Origin of the sequence: Amycolatopsis sp. WAC 01375, assembly GCF_003947325.1 — a bacterium.
Lineage (GTDB): Bacteria > Actinomycetota > Actinomycetes > Mycobacteriales > Pseudonocardiaceae > Amycolatopsis.
The window spans coordinates 253097-274019 of the sequence record NZ_QHHW01000024.1 but is presented as its reverse complement, the minus strand read 5'-3'; the positions used below and the strand labels follow the sequence as shown (position 1 = coordinate 274019).

The window sequence follows — 20923 nt, the reverse complement described above, 5'->3', positions numbered from 1 at the left end:
CGAAGACTTTTCGGGTCCGTACGATTAGGTTAGGCTAACCGAAAAGGCGCGTCCGGGGTTTGCGTTCCGCGCCGGCATACGGCACCGCGGCACCACGCGGGTGCCGACCTGGTCAGTAGTATTCGCGAAAGGGAATCCAGTCGTGTCCTCACCTGCACCGGCCCGACCAAGGCCGGTCCACCAGGCGGCCGATCTGCTGGCGGCGTACCTGCCCGGATCGTTCTACTACTCGTCCGCTCGAGGATCGCTTCTCGCCGACGGGGTGTACTCGCCGGTCCACGCGGCGCCGGGCAAACGTGCCCGTGCCGCCGCCGAGATCCTCGACGCCGCTTTGGTGGCGGGAGTGGACGAACCGGTGGTCGCCGGGGCGATCGGGTTCCGGCCCGACGCGCCGAGCAGCCTGGTGGTGCCCGCGGTGGTCCGCCGGGCCGGACCACCGAAGAAGAGTGGTCCGGTGGCGCCGCTCGGCGGGAACTGGTCGGTGTCGCCGCGGCCGGCACCGGAGGTCTACACCACTGCCGTCGCCAGGGCGCTGGACGAGATCCGCGACGGTGACCTGCGCAAGATCGTGCTGGCCCGCTGCCTCGACGTCACCGGCGGAGACCCCGTCGCCGTACCGCGGCTGCTGGCCCGCCTCGTCCACGCGGACCCGGCCGCCCATGCCTTCGCCGTCGACGTCAGCGCGCCGGGTGATCCCGCGCCGCGCACCCTGATCGGCGCGAGCCCGGAACTGCTGGTCTCCCGCCGCGGCCGGATCGTGACGGCCAACCCGCTGGCCGGATCGCGGCCGCGAGTGGCCGACGACGCCGAAAACGCCCGCCGGATCAGCGATCTGCTGGCGTCCGAAAAGGACCGTGCCGAACACGCCCACGTCGCCGCCCAGGTGGCCGAGGTGCTGGGCCGGTTCAGTGTCGACCTCGACGTCCCCGCCGAACCCGAGGTGATCGGCACGCCCACGATGTGGCACCTCTCGACCAGGATCAGCGGACGGCTCGCGGACCCGGGCGACGCCGGTTCGTCCGCGCTCGGGCTGGCTGAAGCATTGCATCCGACACCCGCCGTCTGCGGTGTGCCGACAGCGCTCGCTCGCGACACCATCGCCGCGCTCGAACCCGAGGATCGGGGCTATTACGCGGGTCTCGTCGGCTGGACCGACCAGGACGGTGACGGCGAATGGGTCGTCACGATCCGCTGCGCCGAGGTCCGCGACCGGACGGTGCGGCTGTTCGCCGGCGCGGGTGTGGTGGCGGGTTCCGACCCGGAAGCCGAACTCGCCGAGACCGGCGCGAAGTTCGGCACCATGCTGCGTGCGCTCGGCCTGGAGGGAGTGGCGTGAACCCGGACCACGTGCCCTGGCCACCCGAAACCGCCGCGCGGTACCGGGCTTCGGGATACTGGCGCGACCAGACCTTCGGCAAGCTGCTGACCAGCCTGGCCGAGGCGTACGCCGAGCGTCCGGCCGTGATCGGCGAGACCGCCCGCTGGACGTTCGCCGAACTCGACGAGCGGGCGCACCGGCTCGCCGCCGGGTTCGCCGGGGCCGGGATCCAGGCGGGTGACCGGGTCGTCGTGCAACTGCCGAACGTGCCGGAGTTCGCGTCCGTCGTTTTCGGACTGTGGCGGGCGGGCGCGCTGCCGGTGTTCGCGCTTCCCGCGCACCGGGCCAGCGAACTGCGGCATTTCGCCGAGCAGAGCGAGGCCGCGGCGATCCTGACCGTCGGCGAACACGAACGGTTCGACCACGCGGCCATGGCGCGCGCGGTCGCGGCCGAGATCCCTTCGGTGCGGACCGTCTTCGTCGTCGGCACGGAGGAGTTCGCCGTGCTCGAAGCGGCGACTCCGCGCGCTCTGCCGGATCCGGATCCCGCCGGGGTCGCGTTCCTCCAGCTGTCCGGTGGTAGCACCGGCTTGCCCAAGCTGATCCCGCGCACGCACGACGACTACCTCTACAGCGTGCGCGAAAGTGCGCGGATCTGCGGCCTGCGCCCGGAAAGCGTGTACCTGGCCGCGCTGCCGGTCGCGCACAACTTCCCGCTCAGCTCGCCCGGCCTGCTCGGGGCCCTGCACGCGGGCGCGGCCACGGTGTTCGCGCCCCGTCCCGACGCCGACACCGCGTTCCGGCTGATCGAGGCCGAGGGCGTGACGATCACCGGGCTCGTGCCGCCGCTGGCCGCCGCGTGGGCGCAGGCGGCCGCGCGGACCACCCGCGATCTGTCCTCTTTGGACGTCCTGCTGGTCGGCGGCGCCAAATGCGCGCGTGAGCTGGCCGAGAAGATCGGGCCCGCGCTGGGCTGCCGTCTGCAACAGGTGTTCGGGATGGCCGAAGGGCTGGTCTGCTACACCCGGCTCGACGATCCGGACGAGTACGTCCTCGCCACGCAGGGACGGCCGATTTCGCCGGACGACGAGATCCGCGTCGTGAACCCGGACGACCCACTGTCCACTTCGGACGATGTCGTCGCGCCGGGCGAGATCGGCGCGTTGCTGACCCGTGGCCCGTACACGATCCGCGGCTACTACCGCGCCGCCGAGCACAACAAGACCGCGTTCACCGAGGACGGCTTCTACCGCACCGGCGATCTCGTGCGACAGCATCCGTCGGGACACCTCGAAGTCGTCGGCAGGGCCAAGGAACAGATCAACCGCGGCGGCGAGAAGGTGGCCGCGGAAGAGGTCGAGAACCACCTGATGGCCCATCCCGGCGTGCTCGACGCCGCCGTCGTCGCGGTGCCGGATCCGTACCTGGGCGAGCGCACCTGCGCCTACGTCGTCCCCGCTGCCGGTGCGGAACCGGTCGCGGCGGAACTGCGCCGGTTCGTGCGCGAGCGCGGGGTGGCGGCGTTCAAGGTGCCCGATCTGGTCCAGGTGGTGCCGGAGTTCCCGGTGACGGGGGTCGGCAAGACCAGCAAACGCGAGCTGCGGGCGGCGCTGGCCGCCCTGGCGAAGGAGATGTGAACGTGTCACTTCCCAAGATCCAGCCGTACGCCCTGCCGGCGGAGGCCGAGCTGCCCGCCGGACGGGTCGACTGGAAACCCGACCCCGCCCGCGCCGCGCTGCTGGTGCACGACGCGCAGCGGTACTTCCTCGCGCCGTACGAGGGATCCCCGGTCCCGGAGATGGTCGCGAACATCGCCGCGCTGGCCGACGCCGCCCGCGCCGCGGGCGTTCCGGTGTTCTACACCGCGCAGCCCGGTCACCAGGCCGCCGAGGATCGCGGTCTGCTCACCGAGTTCTGGGGCGACGGCATCGGCGCGGTCATCGAGGACGACCCCGCGGCCGCGGACGTGGTGCCCGAACTCGCCCCGAAACCGGGTGACACCGTGCTGACGAAGTGGCGCTACAGCGCGTTCCAGCGCAGCACGTTCACCGAACAGCTCGCCGAAGCCGGTCGCGATCAGCTGCTGATCACCGGTGTCTACGCGCATATCGGCTGCCAGGCCACCGCCGTCGAGGCGTTCATGCGCGACATCCAGCCGTTCCTGGTCGGTGACGCGGTCGCGGACTTCTCCCGCGAACGTCACGACCAGGCCTGCGAGTACGTCGCCCAGCGCTGCGGCGCACTGACCACCACGGCCGCCGCGCTCGGCGCGCTGGCCCCGATGCACGCCGGAGCACGGTAATGAGCCTCACCACCACGAAGATCCACGCCGACGTCGCCGAACTGCTCGGCTGCGACCCGGCCGAGCTGACACCGGACACCGATCTCACCGACCTCGGTCTCGACTCGATGCGGATCATGGGCCTGGTCGAGCAGTGGCGCACCGAGGGAGCCGACACCCTGGAGTTCGCCGACCTCGCCGAACAGCCGACCCTCGGTCACTGGACCCGGGTCCTCACCGGGAGTCCCGCGTGAGCCGCGCCGACCACCGCCACCGGCACCTCGAACGCATCGCCGAAGTCCGCGTGGGCGAGCACGCGGAGAAGGTGGGCTACCCGATCCGCGTGCGGACGGCCGAAGTCGTCCGCACCGCGATGATCGGCTCCGGACTGGTTCGCGTGACCCTTGGCGGACCCGGCATGGCCGGGTTCGAGGCGCATTCGCCCGACGAGCACGTGAAGCTGATTTTCCCGGAGTTCGACCCGGAGCCGAGGTTGCCGGAGCCGAACGGCGACATGCTGCGCTGGCCGAAGCCGTTTCCGACGACGCGTGAGTACACGGTCCGCCGCTACGACCCGGCCTCCGGGGAACTCGACCTCGACGTCGCGCTGCACGACGGTGGGCTCGGTGCCGAGTGGGCCAAGGCCGTCACGCCGGGTACGCCGGTGCACGTCGCGGGTCCGCCGGGCGGGCTGATCGTGCCGCACAACTACGACCGGTACCTGCTCGCCGGCGACCTCACCGCCCTGCCCGCGATCGCGCGCTGGCTCGAAGAACTGCCGCGCACCGCCGCGGGCTGGGCGTTCATCGAGGTCGCGGACGCGGCCGAGGAGATCGAGCTGTCCGCACCCGAGGACGTCGAAGTGCACTGGCTGCACCGGGGTGCCGCCGCGCCGGGCACCACCGACATGCTCGCCCGCGCGGTACAGACGATCGAAGTCCCCGCAGGTGAACGGCTCTACGCCTGGGTCGCGGGCGAGGCGGGGCAGATCAAACCCCTGCGCCGATGGCTCAAGAACGACCTCGGGCTCGGCAAGGCCGACCACGACGTCACCGGCTACTGGAAACTCGGCGTCGCCAACTTCGACGACGACCACGACCACTGATCCCACCCACTGAAATAACGAGGAATTCCCATGCGCACCACCAGAACCCGACGTCTCGCCGGAGCGATCGCGCTCGCGCTGACGGTCGCGACCGCGGCCACCGCCTGCGGTTCCGGCGAAGACGGCAAGGCCGCAGACGGCGGTCAGACCCGGGTGTTCGCCGCCGACAACGGCCAGATCACCATCCCGGTCTCGCCGAAGCGGGTCATCGCCACCGGCTACGCGGTCCCCGCCCTGCTCGAAGCGGGCGCGCCGCTGGTCGGGGTGTCCAGCTGGAAGCGCGGTGTCCCGCTGTTCAACGAGCAGGAGCGCAAGAAGTACGACGAACTGGCGAAGGTCGCCGGCGAGACGGCGGCGGAGACGAACTACGAGGCGATCGCGCAGGCTGATCCCGACCTCATCGTCATCGGGGTGCCCAAGCCGGTGCTCGCCGACATCGACGTCAAGCGACTCGAAGCGATCGCCCCGGTCGTGGCGATCGGCCCGTCGGTGCCGTCGATGTGGCGTGAGCTGTCCCGTAAGCAGGCCGATGCCGCGGGTGCGGCCGCCGGGTTCGACGCCGTCAAGACCGCGTACGAGACCAAGGCCAAGGGGCTGGCCGAGAAGTACAAGGCCGTGCTGCCGCAGCTGAAGCTGGGTCACGTCGGTGCCTACGGCGAGGTCGCCAAGGGCAACTTCCAGCGCGAGTTCAACGGTTCGTGGGGCACCAACGCCGCACAGGACCTCGGCGCCACCTACTACGGCCAGGTCAAGGTCAAGGGCGGCGGCTCCAAGGACGTCAGCGAGTACCCGTCGATCGAAGAGCTGCCGACGGCGTTCGCCGAAGCCGACGCGATCAGCTACTCGGTCGGCCCGGACGGTTCCGTGCCCGCGCCGGTCAAGTACGTCCTCGACTCGCCGCTGTGGAAGGAACTCCCCGCGGTGAAGGCGGGCAAGGTCTACGCGTTCCGTTACACCGAGGCCGCCACCTACCGGGCCGCAACGTCCACTTTGGACGCTGTCGACCAGGCGTTCGCGCCGCTGCTCAAGCAGTGACCACCACCGGGCGGTCCGCGCTGCTCGGCGCCGCACTGCTCGGGCTCGTCGTGGTCGCCGTGCTGAGCGTCGGCATCGGCGCGCACGCCATCGCCCCCGGAGAGGTCGTGCGCGCCCTGCTCGGCGACGGGAACCCGAGTGACCGGGCGATCGTCCTGGACATCCGGATGCCGAGGGCGGTGCTCGCGATCGGCGTCGGCGCGGCCCTCGCCGTCGGCGGGGTGCTCGTGCAGGCCTTGTCCCGCAACGCTTTGGCCGAACCCGGCGTGCTCGGCGTGACCGCGGGGGCCGGGTTCGCCATCGCGGTGGGTTCGTCGTTCGGCCTCGCCGCGTCGGCGCCCGTCGAACTGGGCCTGGCGGTGGTGGGCGCGCTCGGCGCCTCGGCGCTGGTGTACGCGGTCGGCAGCAAGTCGCCGCTGCGGCTTGTGCTCGCCGGGACCGCGCTGAGCGCCGTGCTGCTGGGGCTCACCCTCGGCCTGCGGCTGCTGTTCCCGGAAACCTTCGACGTCTACCGGTTCTGGTCCGTCGGTTCGCTGGCAGGCCGGGAACAGGCGCCGACGACGGTGCCCCTGATCATCATCGGGCTGTCCCTGCTGGGCGCGTTCGCGGTGAGCCGTCAGCTGAACGCCATCGCGCTCGGCGAGACGGTCGCGCACACCCTCGGCGCGAACGTCGCCCGCGTCCGGATGGCCACCCTGCTGCTGATCACGCTGATGGCGGGCGCGGCCACGGCGCTGGCCGGGCCGATCCTGTTCGTCGGGCTGATCGTGCCGCATCTGGCGCGGCGGGTGGCCGGCGCGTCCATCCCATGGCTGATCGCGTTCGCCGCACTGCTCGGCCCGGTCCTGATGCTGGCGGCGGACGTCGGCTCGCGGGTCCTGCTGCCGACCGGTGAAGTCCCGGTCGCGATCGTGACCGCGTTCCTCGGCGGCCCGGTGCTGATCTGGGCCGTCCGCAAATACGGGGCGGCGCCGCTGTGAACACTGTGAGCACACTCGTCCTGCGGCGCGGGCGGTTCTCCGCCCGGCTGGAACGCCGCACCCTCTGGTTCTTCGTGGCGATGATCGTGGTCATCGCCGGGCTGACGCTGCTCGGCCTCTGCTACGGCGCGGCGTGGGCGAGTCCCGCCCGCGTGTTCGCCGCGCTCACCGGTTCCGGTGGCGGTCCCGGCGTGGTCATCCGGGAATGGCGCCTGCCGCGGGTGCTGGCGGGGCTGGTGTTCGGCGCCGCGCTCGGGCTGGCGGGCGCGATCTTCCAGAACATCACCCGCAACCCGCTCGGCAGCCCGGACGTGATCGGCCTCGACGCCGGCGCGTACACCGGAGCGCTGTTCGCGATCACCGTGCTTTCGGGGACGTCGACGCAGCTGACCGTCGGTTCGGTGGTCGGCGGCGTGCTCACGGCGGCGATCGTGTACGCGTTGTCGCTCGGCGGCGGGCTGTCCGGGCTGCGGCTGATCGTGATCGGCATCGCGATCAACGCGATGCTGACCGCGTTCAACTCGTGGATCGTGCTGCGCGCGGAACTCGAGATCGCGATCGCGGCCGTCGGCTGGAACGCCGGTTCCCTCAACGGGGTCGGCTGGGACGATGTCGCCATCCCGTTCGGCGTGCTCGCCGTGCTGTTCGTCGTGCTGTTCACCAGGGCGCCGGCGTTGCACCAGGCCGGGCTCGGCGGGGCACTGGCGGTCACCACCGGCGTCCGGTGGGACCGGCTGCGGCTGGTACTGGTCCTGATCGGGGTCGGCTGCACTGCCACGGTCACCGCCGTCGCCGGGCCGATCGCGTTCATCGCGCTGGCGGCCCCGCAGATCGGGCGGCGGCTGGCCCGCACACCCGGTATCGGCCTGCTGCCCGCCGCCCTCACCGGTGCCGTGCTGCTGACCGCCGCCGATCTGGCCGCCCAGATGTTACTCGCGCCGGAAGCGCTGCCGGTCGGTGTGATCAGCACCGTGATCGGCGGCGGCTACCTGATCTGGCTGCTCACCAAGGAGGTGCGGCGCACATGAGTGCCCGCTTGACCGCTCGGGACCTGACCCTCCGCTACGGCGACCGGGTGGTGTCGACCCGGCTCACCCTCGACGTGCCCGACCGGGCGTTCACCGCCGTCGTCGGACCGAACGCGTGCGGCAAGTCGACGCTGCTGCGCGCGTTCGTCCGGCTGCTGCGGCCCGCCGAAGGCGAAGTCCTGCTCGACGGCAAGGACGTCGGTTCCTTCCACGGCAAGGGATTGGCGCGGGAACTCGGTTTCCTGCCGCAGGACCCGGTCGCGCCGGAGGACGTCCGCGTCCGGCAGCTGGTCGCACGCGGCCGGTTCCCGCATCAGTCGCTGTTCGCGTCGTGGTCCGAAGAGGACGAACGCGCGGTGCTCGACGCGATGACCGCGGCCGGGGTGGCGGGGCTGGCCGACCGGCCGGTGCAGGAACTCTCGGGCGGACAGCGTCAGCGCGTGTGGGTGGCGCTGGTGCTGGCGCAGAAGACGCCGTACCTGTTGCTCGACGAACCGACGTCGTTCCTCGACATCGCGCACCAGTACCAGCTGCTGGGGTTGCTGGCGCGCCTGCGCGACGAGGACCGCACGGTGATCGCCGTCCTGCACGACATCAACCAGGCCTGCCGGTACGCCGATCACCTCGTGGCGTTGCGCGACGGCCGGATCGTCGCGGAAGGCGCTCCCGCCGACATCGTCGACGCCGAGTTGATGAAGGAGGTCTTCGATCTCCCCAGTGTCGTCGTGCCCGACCCGGTGACCGGAACCCCGATGGTGGTGCCCTCATGCTGAACCTCACCGGAGCCCAGCTGGGCATCTGGACCGCGCAGCGGCTTGAGCCCGACTCGCTGTACTACGTCGTCGGCGACGTCATCGAAATCGTCGGCGAAAAGCCGGTCGACGTCGAGGCGCTGACCGAGGCGATCCGCGCGACCGCCGAGGAGGCCGACAGCCTGCGGCTGCGCGTTTCCGAGACGACGGACGGGCCACGTCAGGTGGTTTCGGACGACGCGGTGCCGCCGCCCGAGGTGGTGGATCTACGCGGCGGGGCCGATCCGGTGGCCGCGGCGCACGCACGGGTCGAGACCGAACGCCGCCGGGTCGCCGAAGCGTGCCGTGACATGGTGGACCGGCCGCTGTTCGCCCATCTCGTGCTGCGGCTTTCCGAGTCGCACGTGTGGTTCACCCAGCTCGGGCACCACCTCGTGTTCGACGGCTACACCGCGGCGATGCTCGCGCGCCGGACGGCGGCTCACTACACCGCTTCGGTCCTGGGCAAGGACGTGCCGCCCTCGACGTTCGCGCGGTTCGCCGATCTCGTCGAGGCCGACCGCTCATATCGCGAGAGCGAACGGTTCGAGCAGGATCGGGCGTACTGGCGCGAGCGATTCACGCCGTTGCCGGATATCGACGACGGCGGTGGCACGTCGGGGCCTCCCGAAAGCACGGTGACCGCCCGATCGATCCTGCCCGCTTCGGACGTGGCCCGGTTGCGCGAGCTGGGAAAGCGCGCGGGAACGACCTGGGGCGACGCCCTGATCGCCTGCTACGCGGCCTTCCTGCACCGCGTGCTCGGCTGGACCGACGTCGTGTTCGCGATGCCGTTGATGTGCCGCGAAGGCGCGGCGCTGCGGACCCCGGCGATGGCGGTCAACGTGCTGCCGCTGCGGGTCACGGTGCTCCCGGTGGATTCGGCGGCCGAGCTGACCGCGCGGGTCGCGGGCGCGCTGAAGGAGATGCGCACGCACCAGCGGTATCGCGGCGAGGACCTGCCGCAGGACCTGGCGGTGCCCGGTGCCGGGGCGCTGCTGCACGGCCGCGGCATCAACCTCAAGGCGTTCGACCTGAAGCTCGACTTCGCCGGCTCGCACGGCACCATGCGCAACGTCGCCGGTGGACCGCCGGAGGACATGGGCCTGTCGGTTCTCCCGACCTCGGACGGCGGGTTGCTGCTCGGCTTCGAGGTCGACGCGCGGACCCACGACCAGGCCGCCGTCGACGCCAAGCTGACCGCGCTGCGCTGCCTGATCACCGCGCTGACCGAACCGGACGGCCCGGCCGTCGGTGGCGCCGACCTCGTTCCGACCGGGGAGCGGGACGCGTTGCTCCAGGCGTGGGCGACACCCGCGCCGGACGGCGAACTCCTTGGCATACCTGAACTTCTGGACCGGCTCGATCCCGAACAGACCGCTCTGGTCTTCGGCGGCGAACGGCTGGCCGCAGGCGAACTCGTAGGACGGGTGCACCGGCTCGCGCGGGCCTTGCGGGCTCGCGGTGCCGGGCCTGATGACGTCGTCGCGCTGGCCTTGCCGCGATCCGCGGACCTCGTCGTCGCCCTGCTGGCGGTGCTCGACGCGGGGGCCGCGTTCCTGCCGCTGGATCTCGCCCATCCCGTCGAGCGGTTGCGGGAACTCGCCGCCGAAGCCGGTGCGGTGCTCACGGTGGCCCACGACCCGGAAATCGTGCCCGGTCCGCATTTGCTGCTGGGTGAAACCGATCTGTCCACACTGGACTCTTCGCCGCTCGACGTGCCGCGGCACCCGGACCATCTCGCGTACGTCATCTTCACCTCCGGCTCCACCGGCCGTCCCAAGGGCGTCCTCGGCCGGGTCGGCGGACTGGCGATGCTGCTGCGTCATCACCGCGCGACCACGGTCGCCGAGACCGAACGCGCCGCGGGCAGGCGGCTCCGGGTCGCGCACACCTACTCGTTCGCCTTCGACTCCGCGCTCGACCAGTTGATGTGGCTGCTGTTCGGGCACGAACTCCACGTCTACGGCACCGATGTCGCGCGTGACGCCGACGAACTGCTGGCCGCGTTCGCCCGCGACCGGATCGACGTCGTCGACACCACGCCGTCGATGGCCGCGCCGCTCGTCGACGCCGGGCTGCTCGACGGCCCGCACCCGCCCGCGCTCCTCGTCCTCGGCGGCGAGGCGACTCCGCCCGCGCTGTGGCGCCGGGTCGTGGAGTCGGGTGTCCGCGCCCGCAACATGTACGGTCCGACCGAGGCCACTGTGGACGGTGCCGGATCCTGGTTGGACACCGGGGAACCGACGATCGGGACCGCGGTACCCGGCACGGCGGTGCGAGTACTCGACGCCGCGCTGCGTCCCGCGCCCGCGGGCTCACCGGGCGAGCTGTACCTCGCCGGACCGCATCTGGCGCGCGGCTATCTCGGACGCCCCGGTGCGACCGCCGAACGGTTCGTCGCCGATCCGTTCGGCGCGCCCGGTGACCGGATGTACCGCACCGGAGACCTCGTCCGCTGGGTGCCCGGTCGCGGGCTGGAGTATCTGGGCCGCCGCGACGGCCAGGTCAAGGTGCGCGGACACCGCGTCGAACTCGGCGAGGTCGAGGCCGCGCTGGCCGCCGTACCGGGAGTGCGCGCGGCGGCGGCCGCCGTGCGTGGGCCGAGGCTCGTCGGGTACGTCGTCGGGCAGGTCGTCCCGGACGAGGTCCGCGCCGAGCTCGCCGGGCGGGTGCCCGAGCATCTCGTGCCCGCCGCTGTGGTCGTGCTCGACACGCTTCCGTTGACCTCCAACGGGAAGATCGACCGGGCCGCGCTGCCCGCCCCGCGCGCGGCGGCGGGCCGGACCGCGGCCACCGAACGCGAACGGCTGCTGTGCGCCACCATCGCGGAGGTGATCGGCGTCGAAGAGGTGGCCGTCGACGACGACTTCTTCGCACTGGGCGGCGACAGCATCACCGCGATCAGCGTCAGCAGCAGGCTGCGCGCGCACGGACTCGACCTGCGGCCGCGTGACTTGCTGGCCCGCCGCAGTTTCGAAGCACTGGCGGCGGCGAGCGCGGAGATCGGCGGCCCGGCCGCACCGCCGGACGAACCCGTCGGTGAGGTGCCCGCCCCTCCAATCGTCCGTGCCCTGCTCGACCCGCATCCGGACGTCACGACCGTCGCCGGATACACGCAATGGACCGCGATCCGGCTCGACGCGGACCTTCCACCCGGCCTGCTGATCGAAGGCGTGCAAGCGCTCCTTGACCACCACGATGCTCTTCGGCTGCAAGTAGATGACGAATTGCGGGTCCGGGAACGCGGCGTGGTGAAGGCGTCCGACGTGGTCATCGAGACGACGGGAGAACCGGCCGAGGTCGCGGCGGAGCTGGCCGAATCCCTTGATCTTCGAAAGGGCGTGCTCCGGATCGCGTTGCTGCCGGATCACCTCGTCATCGTGATCCATCACCTGGCGATCGACGGCGTCTCCTGGCGGGTCCTCCTGCCGGACCTGCGCGCCGCGTGCGCCGGTGAACCGCTCGAACCGGTCGGGACGTCGTGGCGCCGGCACGCGCTTCGCCTTGCCGAGCAAGGGACTTCCGGCGCCCGACGTGGCGAACTCGAGCACTGGCGGGGCGCGCTCGACGGCCCGCGTCTCGGCCACCGGCCGCTCGATCGGGCCGTGGACACGGTCGCGACCGCGCGGCGTTCGGTCACGCTCGCCTCGCCGGAGCAGACCGACGCGGTGCTCAACGGTTTGCCCTCGGCCTACCGTGCCGGACCGGACGACGTCCTGCTCGCCGCGCTGGTGCTCGCCCTTCGAGCGTGGCGGGGTGCACCGGTCGAGGCGGAAACCGTGTCCCTCGAAGGACACGGCCGGGATCAAGACGGGATGGACCTCTCGCGCACCGTCGGCTGGTTCACCGCCGAACATCCGTTGCGGGTGGCCGCCGGCGCGGTGGCGGCGACGACGGACTTCGGCAGCGCGCTCGCAGGCGGCGACGCGGCGGGAAAGCTGGTGCGGGCGGCCAAGGAGGCCAAACGCGCCGTCCCGGACAACGGCATCGGCTTCGGTGTCCTGCGCTACCTCGACCCGCTCACCCGGGACGAACTCGCCGCCGTCCCGCCGCCGGACGTCGTCCTGAACTACCTCGGCCGATTCGCCGCGCTGCCCGGCACCGGCTGGCGGCTGCCGGAGGAGGACCCGTTCGCGGTCACCGAACCGGACGCCAAATCGCTGGAGCAGGTACTGGCGCTGAACTGCTTCGTCCGTGAGGATGGCCGCCCCCTGCTGGCCGTCGAATGGACCGCGGCAGGCGAGGTCCTGCCGGAGGAAAGCGTTGCGGCGCTCCAGGAAGCCTGGTCGCGAGCGCTGGAGGCCCTGGCCGCGCACGCGGCGCTGATCGGACCGGACGGCGGTGGGCTCACGCCGTCGGATCTGCCGCTGGTCGGCCTCGACCAGGCCGACATCGACACGCTCGAATGCCTGGGCCGGGTCGAGGACGTGCTGCCCGCGACCCCGTTGCAGACCGGGCTTTCGTTCCACACCCTGGCGCGCGGCACCGAAGACACCGACGTGTACGTGGTGCAGGCCGTCACCCTGCTCAGCGGCGCGCTCGACGCCGGCCGCATGCGGGAGGCCGCGGCGGAGGTGCTGAGGCGGCATCCCGCGTTGCGCGTCCACCTGCACACCACCGACGCGGGCGAAGTCGTCCAGGTCGTGCCCGCCGAGGTCACCCTGGACTGGCGGTTCGCGCAGGTCTCACCGGAGCAGGTCGAGACCGAGTGCCGCGCCGAACTCGCGCGGCCGTTCGACCCGGCGACCCCGCCGCTGATCCGGTTCCTGCTGCTGACCCTCGGCCCGGACGAGCACCGCCTGGTGCTCACCAACCACCACGCGCTGCTCGACGGCTGGTCGATGCCACTGGTCGGCCGCACGCTGCTGGCCACCTATGCCGAACTCGGCGGCGGCCCGGCCGCCCCGGTCGCACCGCCGCTTTCGGAGTACCACCGCGTGCTCGGAGAACGCGATCCGGACGCGGCACTGGAGGCCTGGCGCGAGGCGCTGGCCGGGCTCGACGAGGGAACCCGGCTCGCCCCGGCGAGTGTCGAGTCCACTGTGGAGCGTCCGGACCGCGTCACCGTCGAACTGGGCGGGGAGTTCAGCGAGCGGCTGCGTGCCTTCGCCCGCGAACGCGGGATCACCGCGACGACGGTGTTCCAGACCGCCTGGGGTGTGCTGCTCGCCAGGCTGACCGGCCGCCGCGACGTCGTCTTCGGTTGCCCTGTCTCCGGTCGCCCGGCCGACGTTCCCGGCGTCGAGCGCATGATCGGGCAGCTCGGCAGCACGATCCCGGTGCGGGTGCGGTTCGACGCCGCCGACACCGCGGCCACCGTGCTGGAACGTGTGCACACCGAAAGCGTCCGGCTCACCGATCACCATCACGCCGGACTGCCGGACATCCAGCGCGTGGCCGGCGTCGGCGACTTGTTCGACACGATGCTGGTGATGGAGAACTTCCCGCTCTCCAGCCGCTCCCGCACCACCCTGGCGCCCGGGCTGGACCTCGTCGGGGTCGACATCACCGACGCCACGCACTATCCGCTCACGGTGATCGTGCTGCCTGGCGACGAGTTCACCGTCGGCCTCGGCTACCAGCCCCAGGCCTTCACCCGCGCCGAGGCCGAGTCCTACGGCCGCTGGCTGCGTGCCGTGCTGACCGAGATCGTCACAGATCCTTCCAAGCCGGTCGCCCGGTTGCGCGCACTCGACGCCGGCGAAGAACGCGCGATGTTGCGTCTCGGCGAAGGCCCGGAACCGAAGCGCGAACGTGGTGGCATGCTGGAGGAGTTCGGCCGCTGGGTCCGGGAGACGCCGGACGCCGAAGCCGTCGTGTGCCGCGACCGGAGCCTGACCTACGCCGACCTGGACCGTCGTGCCAACCGGCTCGCGAACACGCTGATCGACGCCGGAGTGAAACCGCAGGACCCGGTCGCGGTCCTGCTGCGCCGCGACGTCGACCTCGTGGTCGCGTTGTTCGGTGTGATCAAGGCGGGCGCGGTGCACGTGCCGATGGATCCGGACTACCCGGCCGACCGGCTCGCGTACATGCTCGACGACATCGCGCCCGCCGCCGTCGTGTCCACTTCGGACGTCGAGGGTCTTCCTGTCGTGAGCCCGGACGTACTGTCCATAAAGGACACGGATCCCGCTGTGTCATCGTGTGAGGACGCGCTCGCCTACGTCATCTACACCTCCGGCACCACCGGCAAACCCAAGGGCGTGGCGGTGCCGCACCGCGGCGTGCCGAGCCTGATCGCGCTGCAGGAGGACATCGTCGGGATCGGGACCGCCGAGCGGTACCTGCACTTCGCCTCGACGAGCTTCGACGTCGCCTTCTGGCAGTTCATGCTGCCGCTGCTGTCCGGCGGCACCTCGGTGATCGCGCCGGAGGAGGTGCGGATCTCCGGCGACGACCTGCTGGCCTACGCCGCCGAACACCGCGTGACCGGGCTCAACCTGCTGCCTTCGTTCCTCTCCGCGATGCCCGACGACGCCACCGTCGACCCGGACGTGTTCTTCGTCGTCGGCGCCGAACGGCTCGACCCGGAGCTGGCGCGGCGCTGGGGGAACCGGCGGGCGTTGTTCAACGCCTACGGGCCGACCGAGGTCACCATCAACTCGGTCACCTGGCATTACGACCCGGCCGATCCCGGTCCGCTCCCGATCGGCCGTCCGGATCCGGAGGTCCGCGCGTACGTGCTCGACGGCGGGCTGCTCCCGGTCGGCACGAACGTCACCGGCGAGCTGTACCTGGCCGGGCCGAAGCTCGCCCAGGGTTACGTCGGCCGGGCGGCGCTCACCGCCGAACGGTTCGTCGCCGACCCGTTCGGGCCGCCGGGGGAGCGTATGTACCGCACCGGCGACCTGGTCCGCTGGCGGCTGGACGGGCAGATCGTCTTTCTCGGCCGCGCCGACCACCAGGTCAAACTGCGTGGGTTCCGGATCGAACTCGGCGAGATCGAGACCGCGCTGACCGCGCACGACGACGTGCGCGCCGCCGCGGTGATCGTCCGGGAGGACCGGCTGGTCGCCTACGTCGTCCCCGTGGCCGGCGCCGAACCGGATGCGGCCGCGCTGCGCGAGTACCTCGCCGCGGAGCTGCCCGCGTACATGGTGCCGACCGCGTTCGTGGCGCTGGACCGGCTTCCGCTCGGTCCGAGCGGCAAGCTGGACCGGGCAGCGCTGCCCGCGCCGGAAGCCCGGTCGGATGGCGGGCGTGAACCCGCCACCCCGGCGGAAGCCGTGCTGCTGAGGGTGGTCCGTGACCTGCTCGGCCCCGACGTCGGCCTGGACGACGGCTTCCTGGACGCGGGCGGGGACAGCATCGCCTCGCTGCGGGTGGTTTCCCGCGCTCGTCGCGAAGGGCTGAACCTGACGGCTCGCGACGTCCTCGAAGGTGGCACGGTCGCCGGGATCGCCGCCCGTTGCGGCGAACCCGAACGGGCCGAAGAGGCCCACGCGGTCGGAGACGCCCCGCTCACGCCGATCATGCGCGATCTGTTGCTGCGTGCGGGGAAAGCGGCCGACGGGTTCTGCCAGTGGATCGAGATCTGCGTGCCTTCGGCGGACGACGTCCCCCGCTGGCGGTCGGTGCTCGACGCCGTCCTCGCCCGCCACGACGTGCTGCGCGCACATCTGGTCGAGGACGCGTTGCGGGTCCCGGACGTCGGCGCCGTGACCGGTGCCGACGTGCTCACCGCCGTCCCCGCGTCCGGCGATCCGCGTGCGGCGCTGGACGTACAGATCGAGCAGATCGTGGCACGGATGGACCCGCGCACCGGCCCGCTGCTCCGGGCGGTGCTGGTGGACGCGGGGGACGAGCGGCCAGGACGGTTGCTGCTGGTGGCGCACCACCTGGTCGCCGACGCGGTGACCTGGCGCGTGCTGCTCGACGACGTCGAACAGGCCTTCCACGGCAACACCCTGCACCGGCGCGGGCAGTCGTTCCTCGGCTGGGCGCGGTCGCTGCGAGCCGCCGCTCCGCATCGAGATGACGAATTGCCCTACTGGCGGGGGATCGCCGCCGCGCCGGTGACCACGCTCGGCCGCACCCGGCTCGATCCGGCACGTGACACCGTGGTGACCGCCCGCCATCACCGGGTCGACATCGGCGAGGACACGACCCACGCCGTGCTCACCGCGTTGCCCACGGCCTACCGCACCGGCCCGGACGCCGTGCTGCTGACCGCGCTCGCCCGGGCCGTCGCCGCCTGGCGGGGGACCGGGGCCGATCTGCTCGTCGCCGTCGAGAGTCACGGGCGGCCGGGGCACACGCCGGACTTCGCGGGAACGGTCGACCTGGCGCAGACCGCCGGCTGGTTCACCGCCGTACATCCCGCGCGGATCGCCCCGCCCGCCGGACCGCTGCCGGACGCGCTGCGGGCCGTGCGTGACCATCTGCGCGCGGCGGGGGACGGCCTCGGGCACGGAATCCTCGGCGTCGGCGGCCCACGGCCCGAGATCGCCTGGAACTATCTCGGCCGATTCCCCGAGGCTCCCATCGAGGAGACCCTGTGGCAGCGGCCGCCGGACGCCGATCCGCTCGGTTCCGGCGGCGGCGCGGAAATGCCTCTGCCGTACGCGCTGACGGTGAACGCGATGGTCCCCGACGGCGGCACGCTCGGTGTCCGCTTCACCTGGCCGTCCGCGCTGTTCACCGAAGACGAGATCGCCGTGCTCGGTACGCATTTCCGTCGCGAACTGGACGCGCTCGCCGCCGATATGCCGGGCCCCGGCGAGGTCCTGCCGCTGACGCCGTTGCAGGAGGTGATCCTGCGCGAGTCCCGCGCGGCGGAAGAGGACCCGTATCCGGTGCAGGCCGCGTTCACGTTGTCCGGTGACCTCGACGTCGAGGCTTTGCGGACGGCGGCGACGGCGCTGGTGCGACGGCAGCCGAACCTGGGCGCGGTGTTCCCGCCGTCGCACGAGGTCCAGGTGATTCCCGCCGAACCGCGGGCCGGTTTCCGCGTCCGTGACGTGTCCGAAATGGATGCCGCGTCGGACGAGGAACTCGCCGAGCCGTTCGACCTTGCCCGCGGCCCGCTGTGGCGGGTCACCGTGCTGCGGCACGGACCCGGCCGCCAGACCCTCGTGCTGACCAGTCACCATCTGCTGTCCGACGGCTGGTCCGCGCCACGGATTCTCGGCGAACTGTTCGCGCTGTACGCGGGAAAGCCGTTGCCGGAGCCGGTTCCGCCGACCCGGTACACCAGGCTGCTCGCCGCGGCCGACCACTCCGCCGACGTCCGGGCGTGGCGGGCGGAACTCGACGGCCTGCCCGAAGGCGACCACCTGCCGCGCACCGGCGGATCCGACGAACCCGCGCTGTTCACTGTGGACGGTCAGCTGGTCGCGGAACTGACCAGGCTGGGCTCGTCGCGCGGACTCACCGTCAACACGCTGTTGCAGGGCGCGTGGGCGGCCGTTCTCGCGACCCACGCCGGGCGCCCCGACGTCAGTTTCGGGGTGATGACCTCGAACCGGACGTCCGATGTGGACGGTGTCGAAGAGATCATCGGCCTGCTGGCGAACAGTGTCCCGGTACGCGCCCGGTTCACCGGGACGGTCGCCGAGGCCCTCGCCGATGTGCAGGCACGGCAACAGGCGATGGCCGCGCACCACCGGATGGGCCTGCCCGAACTCGCGTCGCTCGCCGGCCGCGAGCGGCTGTTCGACAGCCTGCTCGTGTTCGAGAACTACCCGGTGGATCCGGCGAAGCTGCGCGAACCCGCGCCCGGCCTGACCGTCACCGGGACGAGGTTCCGGGAACGGACGCACCATCCGGTGAGCGTCACCGTCGTTCCCGGCGAGCACGGCTGGGAAGGCGTCCTGTACGCAAGGGACGCCGACGCTCGGTCGCTGGCAGGCGATCTCGTCGGCTTCCTCCGGGAACTGCCGTCCTGGCTGGACGGCGACGCCGCCCGGTTCGTGGGTGAACGGTGACCGCGCGCCCGATCGACGCCGCGCTGTGGCGCACGGCGGCCGTCCTGGTACTCGGCACGTTCATGGCGACCTTGGACAGCACGATCGTCTCGGTCGGCGTCGACACCCTCGCCGACGAGTTCGGCGCGCCGGTCACCGGCGTCCAATGGGTGACGACGGCGTACCTGCTGGCCGTGGTCACGGCGGTGCCGGCGTCGGGCTGGCTCGCCGACCGGTTCGGCGGCCGCCGCGTATGGCTCACCGCCGTCGTCGTGTTCCTGCTGGCGTCCCTGCTGTGCGCGCTGGCGCCGACGTTGCCCGCGCTCATCGCTTTCCGTGTCCTGCAAGGACTCGCGGGCGGCCTGCTGCCACCGATCGGGCAGGCGCTGCTCGCGCGGGCCGCCGGACCGGACCGGATCGGCCGCGTGATCAGCGTCGTCGGGCTCGTGCCGCTGTTGTCGCCGGTGCTCGGCCCGCTGGCGAGCGGTACGATCCTCGCCGTCGCCGACTGGCCGTGGCTGTTCTACGTCAACCTCCCGGTCGGCGTCGTGGCTGTGGTACTGGCGCGGCGCTGGGTCCCGGCCGGCGAACCCGGCGGCAAGGGTGAGCGGTTCGATTTCCGGGGCGCGATGCTGCTTTCCCCGGGGCTCGCGGTGCTGGTCTTCGGGCTCACCTGGTTCGAACAGGGCTCGCCGGTGGTCGCCGGGATCGGCGTCGCGGCGGGCGTCGTGATGCTCGCCGCGTTCGTACGGCACGGTCTGCGGGCCGAAGCACCCCTGCTGGATCCGCGGTTGTTCACGAAGCCACCGTTCGGGGTCGCCGCGCTGGCGCTGGTGCTGCTCGGCGCGTCGGTGTTCGGCACGATGTTCCTGCTGCCGCTCTACCTCCAACGTGGCGCCGGACTGTCCACATGGGACACCGGACTGCTGTTGGTGCCGCAGGGCATCGGCGCGGCGGCCGGATCGGTGCTGGTGAACCGGCTCGTCGACCGGCTTTCGCCACGCACACTGGTGCTGAGCGGGATCGGGCTGGTCGCCCTCGGCACCGCACCCTTCACCCAGCTCGGCCTGGGTCTCCCGGACTGGGTGATCGTGGTTTCCCTGCTGCTGCGCGGTTTCGGCGCGGCGCTGATCGGTGCGCCGGTGATGACGATCGTCTACCGCCGGGTCGAACCCGCCCGGCTGCCCCGTGCCGCCGGGGCGCTGAACCTGCTCAACACGCTCGGCGGCTCGATCGGCACCGCGGTACTGGCCATGGTGCTGCAGGCCCGGCTGGCCGCGCGCGGCCCGGACGTCGCCGCGGCCTTCGCCGACGCCTTCTGGTGTGTTCTCGGCCTCGCCGTCGTGGCGGTCGCCGGTGCGACGCGGCTGCCCCGGACCGGGGTGGCCGCCCCCGACAAGAAGAGAGGTCATGCGGATGCTTGACCAGCTGCCCAGTCCGGCCGAGGTGGTCACGACCGGCTTCGTGCCGGAGGAGATCGTCCGGCATCGCGAAACCGTCGCGAACGTGCTCGCCAGGCGGGACTCCCGGCTGCTCGTCGTCGTGGGCCCGTGTTCCGTGCACGACACCGACGGCGCGCTCGAATACGCGCACCGGCTCGCCGAGGCGTCTCGCCGGTTCGCCGACGACCTCGTCGTGGTCCTGCGCGCCTACCTGGAGAAACCGCGGACGATCGCGGGCTGGACCGGTCTGGTACCCGACCCCGGCCTGGACGGCAAAGGCGATCTCGCCTCCGGTGTCCGCATCGGACGGAGGTTCCTCGACGACGCCGCCGCGACCGGGCTGCCGCTGGCGTACGAGTTCGTCGATCCGTTCCTGGCGCCCTACTTCGCGGACACCATCAGCTGGGGCGCGATCGGAGCGCGGACCGTCGCCAGCCAGCCGCACCGGCACCTGGCGTCCTGGCTGCCGATGCCGATGGGCATGAAGAACTGCGTGTCGGGACGGCTGGACACGGCCGTCGCCGCGGTCCGGGCGGCCGCGCTGCCCCACGTGTTCCCCGGCGCCGCGGCCGACGGCCGCCCGCGGATCCAGCGCAGCGCCGGGAATCCGGATGCCCACCTCGTCCTGCGCGGCGGCCCGAAACCCAACCACCACGCCCACGCCGTCGCGGACGCCCTCGACGCGCTGACCACCGCGGGACTGCCGCACCGGCTCGTCGTCGACGCCTCGCACGGCAACAGCGGCAAGGACCACAACCGGCAGCCCGTGGTCGTCGCAGACCTGGCGGACCAGATCTCGGCGGGCAACGACGCGCTGGCCGGGGTGATGATCGAGTCGTACCTCTCCGACGGCAGGCAGGACGTCGGGTCCACGCCGCCGCGGCCCGACCTGAGCATCACGGACGCTTGTCTGGGCTGGGAGCGGACCGTTCCGCTGCTGGAGTCCCTCGCCTGCGCGAACGCGGTGCGGCGGTTGAGCGCCCCTGGACGCTCTTCGCATTCAGCCCTCTGAATGCGGCGGGCTTCCAGCGC

The 20923-nt window shown here is 71.9% G+C and carries 12 protein-coding genes; all 12 read left to right on the top strand.

The window, feature by feature from the left end:
* Positions 1 to 142 precede the first annotated feature (142 nt).
* Genes DL991_RS13335 through DL991_RS13280 form a run of 12 tightly spaced genes read left to right on the top strand, consistent with a single transcriptional unit; the run spans position 143 to position 20903 of the window.
* The gene (locus tag DL991_RS13335; RefSeq protein WP_125784461.1) at positions 143 to 1336 is read left to right on the top strand and encodes an isochorismate synthase; all 1194 of its coding nucleotides are present in this window, start codon (positions 143 to 145) and stop codon (positions 1334 to 1336) included.
* Complete coding sequence (locus tag DL991_RS13330) at positions 1333 to 2955, top strand: (2,3-dihydroxybenzoyl)adenylate synthase (RefSeq protein WP_125784459.1); 1623 nt, start codon at positions 1333 to 1335, stop codon at positions 2953 to 2955. Before DL991_RS13335 ends, DL991_RS13330 begins: the two co-directional genes overlap by 4 nt.
* Positions 2952 to 3620, top strand: a complete 669-nt coding sequence (locus DL991_RS13325) for an isochorismatase family protein (protein WP_125784457.1) — start codon at positions 2952 to 2954, stop codon at positions 3618 to 3620. Before DL991_RS13330 ends, DL991_RS13325 begins: the two co-directional genes overlap by 4 nt.
* Positions 3620 to 3853 carry a phosphopantetheine-binding protein gene (locus DL991_RS13320; RefSeq protein WP_125784455.1) on the top strand — a complete coding sequence of 78 codons (234 nt, stop codon included), beginning with the start codon at positions 3620 to 3622 and terminating at the stop codon, positions 3851 to 3853. Before DL991_RS13325 ends, DL991_RS13320 begins: the two co-directional genes overlap by 1 nt.
* Positions 3850 to 4704 (top strand): siderophore-interacting protein, encoded by an 855-nt coding sequence (locus tag DL991_RS13315; RefSeq protein ID WP_125784453.1) that lies wholly within the window; start codon positions 3850 to 3852, stop codon positions 4702 to 4704. Before DL991_RS13320 ends, DL991_RS13315 begins: the two co-directional genes overlap by 4 nt.
* A 30-nt stretch (positions 4705 to 4734) precedes the next feature.
* Positions 4735 to 5739: an ABC transporter substrate-binding protein gene (locus tag DL991_RS13310; protein WP_125784451.1), complete on the top strand. Its 1005-nt coding sequence runs from the start codon at positions 4735 to 4737 to the stop codon at positions 5737 to 5739.
* The gene (locus DL991_RS13305; RefSeq protein WP_125784449.1) at positions 5736 to 6719 is read left to right on the top strand and encodes an iron ABC transporter permease; all 984 of its coding nucleotides are present in this window, start codon (positions 5736 to 5738) and stop codon (positions 6717 to 6719) included. Before DL991_RS13310 ends, DL991_RS13305 begins: the two co-directional genes overlap by 4 nt.
* A gap of 5 nt (positions 6720 to 6724) precedes the next feature.
* Positions 6725 to 7747: an iron chelate uptake ABC transporter family permease subunit gene (locus DL991_RS13300; RefSeq protein WP_199746660.1), complete on the top strand. Its 1023-nt coding sequence runs from the start codon at positions 6725 to 6727 to the stop codon at positions 7745 to 7747.
* Positions 7744 to 8520, top strand: coding sequence for an ABC transporter ATP-binding protein (locus DL991_RS13295; RefSeq protein WP_125784447.1), 777 nt, complete (start codon positions 7744 to 7746; stop codon positions 8518 to 8520). The genes DL991_RS13300 and DL991_RS13295 overlap by 4 nt, the downstream gene beginning before the upstream one ends.
* Entirely contained in the window at positions 8514 to 18470 is a 9957-nt protein-coding gene (locus tag DL991_RS13290) for a non-ribosomal peptide synthetase (RefSeq protein WP_125784445.1), read from the top strand. The genes DL991_RS13295 and DL991_RS13290 overlap by 7 nt, the downstream gene beginning before the upstream one ends.
* Positions 18467 to 19873: a DHA2 family efflux MFS transporter permease subunit gene (locus tag DL991_RS13285; RefSeq protein ID WP_125784443.1), complete on the top strand. Its 1407-nt coding sequence runs from the start codon at positions 18467 to 18469 to the stop codon at positions 19871 to 19873. The genes DL991_RS13290 and DL991_RS13285 overlap by 4 nt, the downstream gene beginning before the upstream one ends.
* A complete protein-coding gene (locus DL991_RS13280) occupies positions 19860 to 20903 on the top strand; it encodes a 3-deoxy-7-phosphoheptulonate synthase (protein ID WP_125784441.1) in 1044 nt (347 codons plus the stop codon). The genes DL991_RS13285 and DL991_RS13280 overlap by 14 nt, the downstream gene beginning before the upstream one ends.
* Positions 20904 to 20923 lie beyond the last annotated feature (20 nt).